Annotated in this window: 13 protein-coding genes; 3 read left to right on the forward strand and 10 right to left on the reverse strand. The window is 61.7% G+C overall.

What is annotated here, in order from left to right; genetic code table 11:
• Positions 1 to 443 precede the first annotated feature (443 nt).
• Both AC5RVG_RS08675 and AC5RVG_RS08680 read left to right on the forward strand, forming a co-directional pair.
• Positions 444 to 1,364 (forward strand): hypothetical protein, encoded by a 921-nt coding sequence (locus AC5RVG_RS08675; RefSeq protein WP_494013516.1) that lies wholly within the window; start codon positions 444 to 446, stop codon positions 1,362 to 1,364.
• Positions 1,365 to 1,636: 272 nt separating this feature from the next.
• Positions 1,637 to 1,981, forward strand: coding sequence for a recombinase family protein (locus AC5RVG_RS08680; RefSeq protein WP_494013517.1), 345 nt, complete (start codon positions 1,637 to 1,639; stop codon positions 1,979 to 1,981).
• 465 nt (positions 1,982 to 2,446) lie between these two features.
• On the opposite strand, the gene AC5RVG_RS08685 is transcribed toward AC5RVG_RS08680, so the two are convergent.
• The 7 genes from AC5RVG_RS08685 to AC5RVG_RS08715 form a co-directional block, all read right to left on the reverse strand.
• Entirely contained in the window at positions 2,447 to 3,202 is a 756-nt protein-coding gene (locus AC5RVG_RS08685) for a flavin reductase family protein (protein WP_494013518.1), read from the reverse strand.
• A 99-nt stretch (positions 3,203 to 3,301) separates the two neighbouring features.
• Positions 3,302 to 3,847, reverse strand: a complete 546-nt coding sequence (locus AC5RVG_RS08690) for a CGNR zinc finger domain-containing protein (RefSeq protein WP_494013519.1) — start codon at positions 3,845 to 3,847, stop codon at positions 3,302 to 3,304.
• A gap of 86 nt (positions 3,848 to 3,933) precedes the next feature.
• The gene (locus tag AC5RVG_RS08695; protein ID WP_494013520.1) at positions 3,934 to 4,878 is read right to left on the reverse strand and encodes an alpha/beta hydrolase; all 945 of its coding nucleotides are present in this window, start codon (positions 4,876 to 4,878) and stop codon (positions 3,934 to 3,936) included.
• Entirely contained in the window at positions 4,871 to 5,311 is a 441-nt protein-coding gene (locus AC5RVG_RS08700) for a nuclear transport factor 2 family protein (RefSeq protein ID WP_494013521.1), read from the reverse strand. The genes AC5RVG_RS08695 and AC5RVG_RS08700 overlap by 8 nt, the downstream gene beginning before the upstream one ends.
• 14 nt (positions 5,312 to 5,325) lie before the next feature.
• Positions 5,326 to 6,696: an MFS transporter gene (locus AC5RVG_RS08705; protein ID WP_494013522.1), complete on the reverse strand. Its 1,371-nt coding sequence runs from the start codon at positions 6,694 to 6,696 to the stop codon at positions 5,326 to 5,328.
• Positions 6,693 to 7,427, reverse strand: coding sequence for an alpha/beta fold hydrolase (locus AC5RVG_RS08710; protein ID WP_494013523.1), 735 nt, complete (start codon positions 7,425 to 7,427; stop codon positions 6,693 to 6,695). Before AC5RVG_RS08710 ends, AC5RVG_RS08705 begins: the two co-directional genes overlap by 4 nt.
• Positions 7,428 to 7,558: 131 nt before the next feature.
• Positions 7,559 to 8,419: an MBL fold metallo-hydrolase gene (locus tag AC5RVG_RS08715; RefSeq protein ID WP_494013524.1), complete on the reverse strand. Its 861-nt coding sequence runs from the start codon at positions 8,417 to 8,419 to the stop codon at positions 7,559 to 7,561.
• Positions 8,420 to 8,690: 271 nt separating this feature from the next.
• Here AC5RVG_RS08715 and AC5RVG_RS08720 point away from each other — a divergent pair, with 271 nt between their 5' ends.
• Complete coding sequence (locus AC5RVG_RS08720; protein ID WP_494013525.1) at positions 8,691 to 9,944, forward strand: MFS transporter; 1,254 nt, start codon at positions 8,691 to 8,693, stop codon at positions 9,942 to 9,944.
• A gap of 408 nt (positions 9,945 to 10,352) precedes the next feature.
• On the opposite strand, the gene AC5RVG_RS08725 is transcribed toward AC5RVG_RS08720, so the two are convergent.
• The 3 genes from AC5RVG_RS08725 to AC5RVG_RS08735 all read right to left on the reverse strand — a co-directional run bounded on the left by AC5RVG_RS08725 (position 10,353) and on the right by AC5RVG_RS08735 (position 14,850).
• A complete protein-coding gene (locus tag AC5RVG_RS08725) occupies positions 10,353 to 11,783 on the reverse strand; it encodes an aldehyde dehydrogenase family protein (RefSeq protein ID WP_494013526.1) in 1,431 nt (476 codons plus the stop codon).
• A 185-nt stretch (positions 11,784 to 11,968) separates the two neighbouring features.
• Entirely contained in the window at positions 11,969 to 13,522 is a 1,554-nt protein-coding gene (locus tag AC5RVG_RS08730) for a GMC family oxidoreductase (protein WP_494013527.1), read from the reverse strand.
• Between the two features lie 392 nt (positions 13,523 to 13,914).
• On the reverse strand, positions 13,915 to 14,850 hold the full coding sequence (locus AC5RVG_RS08735) for a helix-turn-helix domain-containing protein (protein ID WP_494013528.1): 936 nt from the start codon (positions 14,848 to 14,850) through the stop codon (positions 13,915 to 13,917).
• Between the last annotated feature and the right edge of the window lie 55 nt (positions 14,851 to 14,905).

The raw sequence follows: 14,905 nt of genomic DNA on the forward strand, positions 1-14,905 counted from the left end.
AATAGCCACGTGCACAGATACTCGTCGGGTTCGACAAGCAGTTTTAGAGGCGGTTTCTCTGCGGCCATTTAGAAAGCTTAGGAGATGGACGGCGGGTAGCTCAGAACTTTGCGAACTGACGCCGGTCCGATCGATCAGTGCACGAGTCAAAAACGACCGTTTGAGACCCTGTCAGTTTTGACCGCCATGATCACCCGAGGAATGGCCTGGATCGAGCTGTCGGAAGTCGTTGCCGGAATCATAGTCAGTCAAAATAGGGGAGAAGGCGTTATTGACCACTGAGAGCGGACTGCGCCGGAGAGAGCATCTAGGACCTAAAAACTAGTGGGAGCATGCAAGTCAGGCCGCCGGAGCGACACGATCATATCTTGTTGCGCAGCCACCCTCCCCCTGTCGAAGTATGGTTGAGCCGAAATTGCAGGACCCGCAGGAGAGGAACGGATATGGCTGATCTATTGCATTTGATCGACCGGCTTTCGCCGAACGCACACGAGGCCCTGGTATGGATACTGGACAAGGGGGGAACCGCAACAGGAAGCCCTGAGGGATGGACGGGGCGACAACGAAATGGCGTCACCACGGAGTTAAAGTCCTTCGATCTCATCTGCACCGAGGTGTCTATCGTGTCCGAGTGGGAACTAACGACGCTCGGGGAGCGGGTTGCGGCTGTGCTGAAGCGCTCGATGGAGCGCGGGCCTTTGCGCATGGATGCCGTGCAGCAGGAATTTCTTCGCTGGGTAGATGAAAAAGGACCCGCGGGAAGTCACGATTTCATCGGCATGACAGTCCGATCCAAAGAAGTGTCCGAGCAGGAGGTGGAGGATGTTGTCGCGATGTTGCAGGAGTACCGCCTGCTGGATGGCATCCCAACAGCGTCTGCAGAACTCGTCAGGCCGGAACTTACTTCCCTGGGCAGGAGCGCCCTCTACAGCGGTGTAAGCCCCCGCCACTTCCTAGAGGCAGAGAGGCGGGGCGGTGGCAGCGTGAATTATGACTACAGCCAGAACAACAAGACTATGCACATAACCCGCAGCACGGTCGGAATTGCAGCGGTGGGCGACAGTATCATTCAAGAGGGTGCGCACATTTACACGGTCGATATGGAGGTAGTGCGCGCGCTTCTACAACAAGCCCGGTCGGACCTAACCAACGTCGAACTCGACCGGGGACGTATCGAAGAGATCAGCGAAAGACTCGACCGGATTCAGGAGGCGGCTGAAGAGGAAGCTGCATCACGGAAACCTAATCGAGGACGCGTGAAGGAAATGGTTAGCAACCTAGTCACTGGGTTGGCTGTCGAACTTGCCGTAAACGGAATGCCGGGATTCCTGCAGTCGGTGGCGCGACTGGCCGAGGCATTTTGATCGGTATCTGACGAAAAGCTTAAGAATTCGGCATCTTCTGTGTCTCATGAAACCACCGTCTATTGAGACGACGAGCTTTCCTGGGCCATCGTCTCGCCGAGTGACAGAAAGTCGCGGTTTCCGGAGAACGCCTTCGTCTCATCAATATGTCTCACGTCTGTTAGTCTCAAGAGCAGGAAATTGAACCTTTGATGTGACTAACGAGGCGGCGGTTGTGGCAAGCATCGGATGTGCCAGGGTCAGTACCGTCGAGCAGAACGCGGACCTTCAACATGCCGCGCCTGCTGGCGCTCATCGATGACCTCGAAGGGCGGGGAATCCACTTCCGTTCACTGACCGAGGGCATCACCACCACGGGTGCAATGGGCAATGCCATGCTCACCGTTATGTCTGCGTTTGCCCAGCTAGAACGCGACCAGCTGGTCGAGCGGACCAAGGCCGGAATGGCTGCCGCTGCCGTTCATGGCCGGCGGGCCGGCCGGGGGGAAGTCACCGCGGGGGACTACAAGGTGCAACGCGCCTGCGAGTTGAAGGCCCAGGGCCTCAAGCCCGCAGACATCGGTAAATTCATCGGCGCCAGCCGCGCGACCGTCTACCGGTATTTGGGTCTGGACTAAAGCTGGCGCCGGCGCAGCAGACTCAGAACAGTTTTCGAGCCGTATATACGAGTGTGCTGTTATCAGTCCTTGATCGACTACCTCATCAATCATCGCGTGACGTCGACGACGTTGCGGCCTCCGACCCTGCCCTGCACGATCTCCCCAGCGGTGGCCATAGTCTCCTCGAGACGGATGGTCCTGGTCATTCCGTCCAGTATGTCGAGGTCCAGATCGGCGCTGCGCATCTCTCACGCTTGCTTGCGCAGCTCCCGCGGAGCATCCCCAAAGTAGGCGCCGGCCAGGGTAACGGCGCGCAGGATGAACGGCACGACCGTGTCGGGCAGATCGTGGCCTTGGGCCATGCCGCAGGCCACGACAATACCGCCGTATCTCGTCTGTGCCAGCACGTTAGTGAGGGCCCTGGGACGTATCCGTTGTACGGGAGCGGGGGCGGTTCAACCCGTATTTATGATCGGGCGGACGTCATTGCGGACCAGGCTTCGTTGAGCCGGAAGGGGACCACAGAGGCGTTTCGATCGGCGAGAAATCGGTATCGAGATTATCCAGCCGGCGCATTCGAGTACCTTCGAGAGAAGCGAGCGTTTCCTCAGTCAGAGGAGTCGTGAACACGTTCTCGACGTGGGTGTATTCCGCAGCCAACCGGCCTATCGGGGAGAGCGCGGCGGTATCGATGCGGCCTCTCTCCAGATATAGGTCATCGCGAACATGAAAGCGTACGATCTCGCCCCACACCACGTTCTCGGTCTCGCTGACTGGGATAATCCGGTTGACCTGGCATTCGTACGCGATGGGGGCGGAGGCAACCCGGGGCACCGAAACCACTTCGCATTCTCCCTTTGCGAGGCCGAGTATTTCGAACTCGTCCTGTTCTGAGTCGTACTCGTAAGCCGACCGGTGAACGGCGTCGGATTGGGCAATCGTCGCCATGTTCACGACAAACTCCCCGGTGTCGCGGATGTTGTTGAAGGTGTCCTTGAGTGTTGTCCCGTCGGCACGTGGCTGCAGGGAGATCGAGATCATGGGCGGGCGACGCCCGACCGCAGTGAAGAACGATATAGGTGCGATATTGCCGACCCCGTCGCGGGAGAGGGTGCTCACCCATGCGATGGGGCGGGGCAAGATGGATCCGATGAGTAGCTTGTACGCTGCCGCTTCGGACAGCGTGTCGGACGAGATAATCATGATCGGCTCACATTCCGGAGGTTGCTTGCGGGCCATGGCAGAAGGCATGGGGCATGAGGCACCCGTACGACTTTGGTAGGCCCTTTGGGGAAGGCAATGAGTTAGCTGATTGTACGCGCGTGCTGAATCGTGCTACTAGTTCCTGGCCGACGCGGTCCGAGCCCGGTAGGCACGAACGTTGGCGCGATTCCCGCAGACCTTGACGTCGTGCCACACAGCGCTGTTGTTAGGGGACCGGTCGAAGAAAACGATGTTGCAGTCGTGGTTCTTGCAGGTCTTCATGCGACGGAGCCTGTCGGAGAGCTGGGCCCGGTAGCAGATGATTAACAGAGCCGTTTCGAAGTACTGCCAGCCCTCGCTCGAGGGCAAAATATCTATACGGCCTCCCGAAACTCTCACCAGCGAGGGGTGCTCAATATGTTCGGCGTCCGCTGTGAGCGCCCTGTCGGCGTCCTCTTCGCGGCCGCCGAACAGTTCGTTGAACAGCTTACTGCGTAGCCTGATGAGGCTAAGGCGATCCTCTTCTTGGAGGGCTGGCAACGACAGCGCAAGACCGGTCTCGTCGACAGACTTCCAAAGCCGGCCTACGGAGTCGGCCCACTCTTGTGCGGATTCGAGCGTGCCGAGGAGGTCGGGCGGTGCGACGGATCCTTCCTCGATCGTGTTGAGGAAATCCTGCACCAGGCCCAGGTTCCCGGGCGCGACGGGCAGGCGGTAACGAGTTGTTGCCGGCCAAGCCATGTCACGCCCGGGACTCTGCATTCCGATCAATTCTCCGGTTGTATTCGTTCTTTTCTGGTCAAGTGCTTTGTAAACCAGCGTAGAGCTGACCCGGACGTAGTCTCAAACTCACCCAAATATGCATCGAAATGACCGCCGGGGAACAGCACCAGTTCTTTCGGTTCCAGCGCTCGTTCATAAGCATCGAGGGCCAAGTCCGTTGGGGTGACGGTGTCATTGTCGCCAACGACCATGAGCAGCGGTGTGGGAGAGACACGCCCCACATAGATGCCTGGTTCGTATGCACGTGCAGCTCTAGTTGAGCGAATGGTGACGTTATTCTCCCATAATCCATCAGGGATTGGCTGAAGGTAGAACGCAACCGCATCGGGGGCACTATAAGCAGCCGGGACCGCCCCGTCTGCGCTGGCCAGCGCAATACGGCTTGGCTCCTTGCCTTCCAGCTGCGCCACTTCATCGGCGGCAAAAGATGCCTCCAAAGCAGCGGTGGCCGAAGGGCTTACTCGTCTCAGCCCTTGTTGGTAACCGCTGATTGTAGGGACTTGGGCCACCACAGCGCTGACTCGGGAACCTGTTGCCCCGAGGACTATTGCATGGCCGCCTGAATAGCTGGAGCCCCACACCCCAATCCTGGTTGAGTCGACCTCGGAGCGGGTCTGTAAGTAAGTAATGGCTCGACGCCAGTCCTCGATCTGACGCCAAGGATTGATGTCCTGTCGCGGCTCGCCACCACTGGCGCCGAATCCACGATGGTCGTGAAAGAGGACGACGAACCCCGCGGCAGCGAACCGTTCCGCATAGGGTAGCGTGCCCTGTTCTTTGACCCCGCCGTATCCCACAGTCATCGTTATGCCGGGGAAAGGTCCGCTACCTGTTTTGGGAACGTACAGGTTGCCAGACAGTTCAATATCGCCGTCAGCTCGAAAACTTACTTGCTCGATCGTGTAGCCATTATGTGTATTGCTAGTCATCGGCGCGGAAATGCCCTTCCTTGATTTTGCCAGCCGTGCGTCGGGCGAGCTCAGCAGAGAACTCCAAGACGGCGCCGAGGGGCCGGTGACTGATAGCAATGTGTTCGATGAGACCCTCGTCATTGCGGGTTAGTACCGTTACGCCGGAGAACTGCACACCCGAGGGCCCGCTGGCCTCCCATTCGATGTAGGTCCGAGGCCCGTTCTTGGCCTCATGGGTGAACTGCAGGGTGGAGTAGTACTGGCTTGCTGTCGCCATCGATGTCTGGACATCCTCGCGGCCTTGGAGGGGAAGGAGCAAGGCCGTCGCTTCAAGGACAACGTTCTCGGCGAATGCTTCCCCGAAGGCTTCTTCAGTCTCGGACTCGAACGCGCCGGTCCACGCTTCTTCGGCTACTTCGGTCGTCTTGATGCTTGTCGTTTCGTTAGACATATCGTGTTCCTTTCTTAGAGGGCTTTATTGGACCGGGTCTTGTATGTCAGTACGACGAATCCTGCTGCAGCGATAACAAGCGGGACGGCGAAAGAGATCATAATTGCACCCATGCCCCAGCCTGCACCGATCATGAGTCCGCCTAACAGGCCGCTGAGGATAGCCCCCATCTTCCCGGCCGAGTGCATCCACGAGACTCCGGTCGCCCGTGCCACGGCGGGGAAGGCTTCTGTGGCGGCAGCGTTCATTCCACCGTTGGAACCGCCGTTAAGGATGCCCCACGCGAGACCGAGCACGATCAAGGCGGTCAGCTCCCATTCCCCAAACGCCACGATCGAGATTGAGATGGCCGTGAGGACAAGGCCGAAGGCAACGGCGCGGAAACTTCCGAGCTTGGTCATGGCATAGCCGATGACTAGAGAACCGATCACTCCACCCCACCCGAGCATCCCCACTACTTGGCCAGACCCCGAGGCATCGATACCCATTTGGGCCATAATCAGTGGGAGATAGCCGATAAGAATGTAAGTCACAGTGCAGTTGGCGAGGTAAGCAAACCAAACAACCGTGCTGGTCAAGAGATACTGCCGCGATAGGACCGTTCGGACCCCGCCCTTGTGCTTTACGGGCGTTTCCTCAACGGATTCAGCGGGCTCAGTGGAGACAGGTCGCGTCTCGCCAACCGAACGGGCGATGCCAGCCACGATCTGGTCGGCCTTCTGCCGATCTTTCGGGTTACGAAGAAGCGATGCCAGCGATTCAGGCAGGATGAAGACAATCAGAGGCACGAGCGCGACACCTGCCACACCTCCTACGAGCAAGAGCGTGTCCCAGCCGAAGTTAGGAACAATGAAAGCAGCCATGTACCCTACAACGGCCTGGCCGAGAGGGAAGCCGCAGAACACGATCGTCACGAGCAGCGCCCGCCGCTTCCTGGGAAGATACTCAGACACGAGCGTGATCGCGGTTGGCATGACTGCCCCCAAGCCGGCACACGCGACGGCACGGCACAGACCGATCATTTCAATGTTCGTTGCGAAGGCAGCACCGAGCAGAGCCACCCCGAATGCAGCGGCCGAGACAAGCAACGTCGGTTTCCGCCCGAAGCGGTCAGCGATGGGCCCAGCAGCGAAGGCTCCCAACGCGAGCGTTATGTAGCCCGTCGTTGCCACAACCGTGACCTGGTCTACCGACACCCCCCATTCGCTAATAACGTGAGGGTAGATAAAACCCCAGATACCGATATCGATCCCGTCTAATAGGACGCAGAGGAACCCAACGACGATGAAACCGATCCGGCGGCGACCCAAGGGGCTGGCCGCGAGAAAGTCTTTGACTCTTAGGACCTCTGAATCCGGTGCGGTCCGTGTTGGACTGTCAGTCATAACGGGGCTCCTACAGATTCAAGGGATCGAACGAAGTCGTTAACAACGCGTGCCAGGTCTTCGGGGGCCTCAAGATGGGGCAGATGTCCCGCTTCGGCGATGAGACGAGTCTGTACGTTTTTGAAGCGGGGAAGCACTTCGGCGTCCAGCATCTCCTGGGTCACGAACGGGTCGCCGCCGCCACGAACGATGAGAGTCGGGCCGGTGTACGCCGCAGGTTGCGTTCCCGCGGGATCTCCTTCATTCCACGCGTCAAACATCTGCGCTACGACTTCGGAGCGAGCTGCCATTCCGGAACTAACGAGGAGGTCGAGCGCGCTTTTGTCCAGTGCGACTGAGACATTTAGCCGTCCCTGTCTCTGCGCCTCTGCGTCTCCTCCAAGGGCGCGAAACGATTCGGCGGCATCTCCGGTCAGGTGAGTCCCCGCAAGCGGGACCGGGGTGACGAGGACCAAGCCGGCAACCTTGTCCGGTCGTTCCTTGGCGGCGAGTTCACATATCTGTGCACCCATGCTCTGTCCGACGAGGACCACTGGAGTCTCACTGTGGTCTATGCGGGCCACGATCGAATCGGCGAGCCTTCGAAGGGTAAAGGGACCCGGGTCGTCGACGTGAGTGCCGAATCCGGGAAGATCGGGAGTGTTGGATTCGACGCCGTCGCCCATTCGGGCCGTGACTTCTTGCCACGCCGTGTGATCATCGAGGAATCCATGGACAAAGATGACACTCATCGGAGAGCAGAGTGGATTTTGAGCGGACATTGGCAGGTCTTTCGTTTGTTATCTGAAGGAACGGTTCTCGCCGGTAGGCGGGTCAGCGCCGGGTCAGCGGCGGGTATTGAAGGGTTGAATCTGTTTTTGACCTAGGCGGTGGGGCGGAGGAGCCCCACCGCGCCATACCAAGCGGGACCGGGATTTATGCGGAACGGATATTTGCGCACAATGGCTGCGTAGTATTCCTCTGGACCAGAGACTGTCGCCAGGAGATGCTGTGCGTCTTTCAGATAGGCGCGGGTTTCTTCGATGGCCGCCGGGTCATCATCAGCGCCAGGGGCCTTATGCCCGGCCACGACGTATTTGGGGTCGAGCGCCGCGATCAAGTCAAGGGCTGCGAACCAGGATTCGAAGCCCTCATCGGAAATCTCGAGAAGGTACTGGTGAACGCCGTTGTAGACCGAATCGCCGGCAACGAGGAGGCCGAGCGAGGGGACCCACAGGGCTGTCGTATTGTCGGTGTCCGTATGGCCGAGCTCGATCGGAACAAACTGGTGTCCCTCGACCGTGAAACCCGCCGCCGGTACGGCTTCTGCAATGAGCGGGGACGGAGGCACCAGTCCCGGGAAGACCTTGTCCCACAGCATCTCCCTGCCGACCGTTGCCTGCTCCTCCATGCCAGACAGAGTTCCCGGCGTGGCGTGGACGGTCACGTCGGGGAAACTCGACAGCAGTTCCGCGACACCGAGCCAATGGTCGCCGTGCGCGTGGGTGATGTAGACATGGCGGAGGGTCTTTCCGGAATCAACAATCCAGTTCCGAACACGCTCGACCTGGTTATAGGTGAAGGGCGCGTCGACTAACACGGCTTCCTGTTCGCCGGATATCAATGTGATCGACAGCGGTGAAGAGACGATTGACTCGCCGCTTGGGAGATGTTGTTCACCAGAGCGGGCAACGCCGTCCAGAACTAGAACTTCATATGAGAGTTGGGTCATGATCTGCTGCACTCTTTCCATCGGGAGTGGTAATAGTCACACACTACCTGCCTATTACGCAATTATGACCTACAACACTTCAGGCGCAGTTAGGTGGGGGATAAGGTTTCAGTGAACGGCCAAGCCGTGCCCGTTTTTAATGCGCACATCCCGCTGACCGATTCTCGCTTCAATTGAACAAGACCGTGCTGACCCTGCTCTGAGCTGCTGCTGAAATGGGGAGCATTTTGTCCACGCAGGGCGCCACCGCCGCTGCCACAGATGTACAGGGGGTGCCTCCGCAATGACACGGCAAACTACTGCTGCGGCGCGCGATGAAGCCGTCCCTCATGCCCGCACGCGCCTCGGCAGGCGAAGAACATTCTGGGCCTCGGCATCGGTGTTGGCACTGGCGCTGTGGTCCAGCGGGGCGCCGAGCGTTCTCTACCCCATGTACGCCGAGCGTTGGGGGCTCACCCCTGCGGTCATCACCGCGGTGTTCGCCACCTACCAGCTGGCGATCATCATCGTCCTACCTCTGTTCGGTGGACTATCCGACCAGCTCGGCAGACGCCGAGTCATGATCATCGGCCTTGTCCTCATCGGAGCCTCAGCCGTCCTTTTCGCCCTCGCGCCGAACGTCGGGTTCCTGTTCGCCGGGCGTGTGCTGCAGGGGGCAGGCACCGGACTGGCGATGGGAGCGGCGACCGCCTCGCTGGTGGAGAACAATGTCACCTCCAATCCTCGGTTCGCCAGCACGCTGGCCACGATCTCGACCGCCTCTGGGCTGATGCTCGCCCTGGTGCTCAGCGGCCTGTTCGCTCGATTCGTGCCCCTGCCGATGTTCTGGAGCTACATCGTCCTCCTGGGCCTGGCGGTCTGCTCGATCATCGCTCTTACTCTGTCTCCCGATGACCGTCCCACGAACGCCCCGCGGTGGCGCCCCCAGGCGTTGCGTTTGGTCCCGGGACTGCGACTGACGTTCGCGATCGCAACGATCTCGGTTGCCCTTGCATACTGCGTGGGTGCGATCATGCTGTCCCTCGGTGCGCACATGATCCGCCAGTTCACGCAGACAGACGACGCTTTAGTGACCGGTGTGCTCCTGGGCTGTTCGGCCGCCACGATCGGCATCACTGCACTGTTCCTGTCGAGGCTGCCCGTGCAGGCTGCAGTAGTCATCGGTGCGCTGCTCTCGGCCGGCAGCCTGACTCTCATGGTGCTGGCCGCCACATCCGGGTCGATCGGATTGTTCTTCGCCTGGAGTCTAATCGGAGGGGTTGCGTACTCCTTTGCCTTCTCCGGTGGCCTGGGGGTCATGAACCGGGCTGCACCAGAGGAGTATCGCGGTGCCACCTTGTCGCTGCTGTATCTCGTCGCGTACTTCCTGCAGGGTGCTGTCGCGATCGGTGTCGGTGTCCTGGCCACCATGAGCTCGCTGAGCACAGCCGTGACCGCTGCCGCACTATTCCTAGGCTGCCTTTGTGCAGTCGTCCTAGTGCTCATGGCGATCGCCCAGCGAACACGAAAGCCATTCTCCAGACGCCATCGGCCCTGAGCGCCTCGCAAGCACAAGGTCCCGTGAACGCGACGATTGAGCTCGGACTGATTGGGTGGATCGACTCAATGCTGCTGACTCACAAGAAGCTCTCATCACCGAAGGCCACTGTGCGTCGGGTCCGCACCCTTGGACACGCTGTCAGATCTAGTTGCCTGAGATCTGCCCGAAGGTGTCGGTGAGCCCGTACAAGTACCACTTGAGTAACCCTCGCGGGCATTTTTACGGGCAGGCTAATTGGGAATCTGAAAACGCTGCAACCACACGCTTTCAGCGTCTGATTTCTGGCGCGAGGGAGCGGTGCGTTGAAGGACCGGCTTATGAGACAAGACCCAGAAGGCGGCTTTTGGGTGTTAGGCGAGCGTGGGGCTGCCACCGAGGGATGGCAGCCCCACGCGCAGGTGATCGCTAGTAGCTGATGACGTGGGGCTGGCCGAGCTGCTTGAGGCCTTCGACGCCGAATTCCAGCCCGTAGCCGGACTGCTTGGCACCGCCGAACGGTACACGGGGGTCGACGGCGCCGTGCTTGTTGATCCACACCGTGCCGGCCTGGATCTGGGCGGCGACTTCGCGGGCCCTGTCTTTGTCTGAGGACCAGACGGAGGCACCGAGGCCCACCTCGAGGGCGTTGGCCATCTCGATGGCTTCGTCCACGCTGGAGTACTTGACGATCGGCAGGGCCGGGCCGAACTGTTCCTCGGCGACCAGCGGGTTGTCGTTGTTGATGTCGGCGACCAGGGTGGTGGGGTAGAAGTAGCCCGGCTGGCCTTGTTCGGGGTTGCCGCCGAGGACGATGCGGGCGCCGGAGTCTTTGGCCGCTTGGACCAGGTTCGCGACGATGTCGTACTGGTTTTTGTTCTGCAGAGGGCCGAGTACGTTGTTTTCGTCCAGGCCGACACCCATGGGCATGGCTTTCGCTGTTTCGGTCAGGGCGGTGACGACGTCTTCGTAGATGTCCTCGTGCACGTAGAGGCGCTTGAGCGCGGCGCAGGTCTGGCCGGTGTTGATGAATGCGCCCCAGAACAGGTCCTGGGCTATCGCCTGCGGGTTGGCGTCGGGGAGTACGATGCCGGCGTCGTTGCCGCCGAGTTCCATGGTCAGGCGCTTGACGGTGTCGGCGGAGTTGCGGATGATCGCTTTGCCCGCAGCGGTAGAGCCGGTGAACATGATTTTCGCGATTCCGGGGTGTTCGACCAGCAGGTTGCCGACGGTCCGGTTTCCCGAGATGGCGTGCAATACGTTGTTCGGGAGCGCGGTGTTCAGGACATGGACCAGTGCGAGGACCGACAGCGGCGTGGAGCTCGAGGGCTTCATCACGACGGTGTTGCCCATGCGCAGGGCGGGAGCGAGCTGCCAGACGGAGATCATCATGGGCCAGTTCCACGGGCCGATCGCGCCGACCACGCCGAGGGGGCGGTAGTGGAGTTCGGCGCGGCCGCCGTCGTCGTCGACCAGCACTTCGGGCTCGAGTTCAAATGCGGCAGTGGCGCGCAGCCAGGCGGCGCACGCCCCGACTTCGAAGCGGGCATTGGGGCCGTTCAGGGGCTTGCCCTGCTCGCGGGAGAGCAGCTCGGCGAGGGCTTCGGTGGAGGCTTCGACGGCGTCGGCGGCGCGGTTCAGGTACTCGCTGCGCTTTTCGTGGCCGAGCGCGGCCCATGCCGGCTGGGCCGCGCGGGCAGCGGTGACCGCGGCTTCCAGATCTGCGGTGGTGTGCTCGGGTGCGCAGCCCACGAGCTCCCCCGTGGCAGGGTCTTTGATCTCGCGACCGCCCTCGGCCGTCTGGATCGCGGCGAGGAGGTCAGCGAAGGTGATCGTCAGGGTTTCTGACTGGGTGGTCATGTCGTGTCCTTCGTGGTTGGTGGATTTCAGGCAGGAAGATCCGGCTGGGCAGGGATGCGTGAGAACGCGACGGCTGCGTATCATTCGGCCGTTGCGGCCCCGATTCCCAGTCGCCGCCTGTGTGATAACGACGGCCGACCCCAGACGTGGGTCCAAAGAACGTCATCTGCTGACCCAGCCCAATGTCATTGCGGTTTCTGCGTGTCTGCGACGCCGAAGTGGTGGCCGGTGATGAATTCGGCGGCCTTTTCGCCAATGAGTACGGACGGGGCGTTGGTGTTGCCGGTGGGCACCAGCGGCATGATGGAGGCGTCGGCGACGCGGATGCCGTTCAGGCCCCGGACCTTCAGGCTGCGCGGGTCGACGACGGCGAGTTCGTCCAGGCCCATCTTGCAGGTGCCGACCTGGTGGTGGTAGGTCACGGCGGTTTCGCGGACGTAGCGCTCGAGGTCCTCGTCGCTGTCCGAGTACTCCGGTCCGGGGTAGATCTCTTCGGGGCCCCATTCGGTCAGGGCGGTGGTGCGGCCCATTTCGCGACACTGGCGGACGGAGGCGGCCAGGGCGCGGACGTCCTCTTCGGCGCTCAGCGCACCGAGGTCGATCCGGATCGGGTCCTCCGGGTTGGGGCCGGAGAGCGTGATTTCGCCGCGGCTGAGCGGGCGGACGATGCCGCCGATGAGCGAGAAGCCGTTCTCCGGGCCGGTCATGTCGTCGAGGAAGTACATCGGAAGGGAGAAGTGGATCGGCTGCGTGTCCGGCACGGCCAGGTCCGGACTGCTCTTCCAGAAGTGGTGGGTCTCCGCGGCGGCAACCTGCGAGGGCGGGACTTCCTTCTTTGTCGTCGTGAAGATGACCGGCGAGAGCAGGTGGTCGTGCAGGTTCTTCCCGACGCCGGGCAGGTCCAGCACGGGTTCGATGCCGGCCCTGCGCAGTTCGTCGGCCGGCCCGATGCCCGAGCGCAGCAGCAGTTCCGGTGAGTTGATCGCGCCGGCTGCGAGGACGGTTTCTGCCGCCGCCAGGGTGAGTAGCCGGCCGTCCTTTTCGTACTCGACGCCGGTCACGGTGCCGTCCTGGATCAGCAGCCGGCGGACGTGGGCGCCGGTGATGAGCGTGAGGTTTTCATGTCCGATGACGGGCTTGAGGTAGGCGTGCCAGGTGTTGAAGCGCTTGCCGCTGCGGACGTTGAGCTGCATCTTGGAGACGCCCTCGACGTCGCCCGAGTTGTAGTCCTCGTTGAGCTTCACCCCGACTTCCTGCGCGGCTTCGAGGATGTCGTCCTGGACCGGGTTGCGTGGGAAGTCCTTAACGACGTCGAGCAGGCCGGAACCGCCGCGCGTGTCGGAGGCCCCGCCGTCGTAGTTCTCGATCGCCTTGAAGACAGGCAGGACCTCGTCCCAGTTCCAGCCCGGGCAGCCCAGGTAGGCCCACGTGTCGTAGTCCTGCTTCGCGCCGCGGACCCAGATAGTGGCGTTCAGCGCGTGCGAGCCGCCGGTGACCTTCCCGCGCGGCAGGTGCAGTCGCCGGCCGGCGCACCCCTCCTGCTCCGTGGTGTAGTAGTCCCAGTCCTCCGGCCCGTGCCAGAGTGCACCGGCCGCGAACACGTCGGCGATCACCGGGTTGGTGTCTTCGCCGCCGGCCTCCAGCACGGCCACGCGCTTGCCGGCGTCGATGAGCCGGCGTGCGAGGACGGACCCGGCCGATCCCGCACCTATGACGATGAAATCCAACTCTGCTGCCATCTTTGGCCTCCCAAACTCTGCGGTGATGCAGCTCACTTACAACTGATGCTCCAGTCTTATTTGCGCGTGGCGCAATCCGCTTGTCAGTGAGTGCAGGGGCCATGACAATCAGTGCCATTTTGACCTGGCTGCGGGCACACACTCGAGTGGATCGACGTCTCGTTGTTAGGGCCAGGCGGCTGAACGGCGGAAATGGAGAGCCGCTGTATCAGTGACCCGGACGCCCCGGTGCGTGGTGGCCGCTGCCTGCTCGTCCTGATTTGGGGCCCAACGGTGCGAGGTGGCACCCGGGATCAAGGACCGCGACGCCTTTGTGGGATTTAGGCCGGCAGGGCGGCTAGTCCATTGAAAGGTGGCGTTGATGTGCCGGTGGCACCATCAATGCCACTGTATTACTCCGGCCGCGGCATGACCGCCGTCGGCGGGACGCCGAAGGCCTGCTTGAACGCGCGGCTGAAGTGGGCCGTGTCGCTGAAGCCCCATCGAAAGGCGACAGCGGTGACCGTCGTGGAGCCCGAGGCGCCGGCCAGATCGCGGCGGCAGCGCTCCAGCCGCTGCTGGCGTATCCATCGTGCCACCGGTGTCCCCGACTCGGAGAAGATGAGGTGCAGGGTGCGCACCGAGATCCAGTGGGCGGCTGCGATGGAGCTGACAGACATTTGCCGGTCGTCGAGCCGCTCCAGGATGTACTGCTGGATGTCCGCGAGAAGCTGCGCGCGCTGCCCGGAGGCTGTGCCTTGGGCGGGGGCCACCGCGGTGTCGAGGAGATCGAGGAGCCCGTTCACCGTCCGGTGCAGGGCATCATCACTGAGGTGGTCCAGCTCGCGGGCGATTGCGCGGATCTGGCTTGCAGCAATGGAAAGTGCGCCGGCTCCGGGCCGCGCGGCGAGGGGACGACTGCTCCCGAGCATCGATGCGATGGATTGCGGGACCCGCGCCATCGGGACGAGCAGCGACAGCTGACGGTGTTGCCCAACGCTGTCGAAGGTGCCTTTTCGGTCGCTGTCCCAGAGGAACAGGTCGCCTGGATTGAGCGTGAATCGGTCATCTCCATAGGTGCACGTCAGCCGCCCACTGAGCTGCAGCTGGATGCCCACGACGTCAGGGGTGTTTGATGAAGGGGCGTGTTGACCCCCGAACGCCGCGCAGCGCACGTCGGCGACGTTGAGGTTCCCGGCCCCCCGGTAGCGGATACGGGCGGCATAGGTATCCTCGACCGGCGTGGAGAGGTCCCAGTCCATGTGCAGCGCGCGCATCTTCTCCGCCCACGCTTCGAACCGGGCTTTTTCCGGCAAGAGGTCGGTGGACCAGGTCTGCACCTTTGTCATGGATCGTCTCCTTCAACACCCTCACGGGACTTGCCGTCCGCTGCCGGCCCCAAGG

The sequence above is a fragment of the Arthrobacter senegalensis genome (assembly GCF_059091765.1).

Bases quoted from the DNA above. Each gene is read 5' to 3' on its own strand.
- AC5RVG_RS08675 (WP_494013516.1), top strand. From the start codon at position 444: ATGGCTGATCTATTGCATTTGATCGACCGGCTTTCGCCGAACGCACAC.
- AC5RVG_RS08680 (WP_494013517.1), top strand. From the start codon at position 1,637: ATGCCGCGCCTGCTGGCGCTCATCGATGACCTCGAAGGGCGGGGAATC.
- AC5RVG_RS08685 (WP_494013518.1), bottom strand. From the start codon at position 3,202: ATGGCCCGCAAGCAACCTCCGGAATGTGAGCCGATCATGATTATCTCG.
- AC5RVG_RS08695 (WP_494013520.1), bottom strand. From the start codon at position 4,878: ATGACTAGCAATACACATAATGGCTACACGATCGAGCAAGTAAGTTTT.
- AC5RVG_RS08700 (WP_494013521.1), bottom strand. From the start codon at position 5,311: ATGTCTAACGAAACGACAAGCATCAAGACGACCGAAGTAGCCGAAGAA.
- AC5RVG_RS08705 (WP_494013522.1), bottom strand. From the start codon at position 6,696: ATGACTGACAGTCCAACACGGACCGCACCGGATTCAGAGGTCCTAAGA.
- AC5RVG_RS08710 (WP_494013523.1), bottom strand. From the start codon at position 7,427: ATGAGTGTCATCTTTGTCCATGGATTCCTCGATGATCACACGGCGTGG.
- AC5RVG_RS08720 (WP_494013525.1), top strand. From the start codon at position 8,691: ATGACACGGCAAACTACTGCTGCGGCGCGCGATGAAGCCGTCCCTCAT.
- AC5RVG_RS08725 (WP_494013526.1), bottom strand. From the start codon at position 11,783: ATGACCACCCAGTCAGAAACCCTGACGATCACCTTCGCTGACCTCCTC.
- AC5RVG_RS08730 (WP_494013527.1), bottom strand. From the start codon at position 13,522: ATGGCAGCAGAGTTGGATTTCATCGTCATAGGTGCGGGATCGGCCGGG.
- AC5RVG_RS08735 (WP_494013528.1), bottom strand. From the start codon at position 14,850: ATGACAAAGGTGCAGACCTGGTCCACCGACCTCTTGCCGGAAAAAGCC.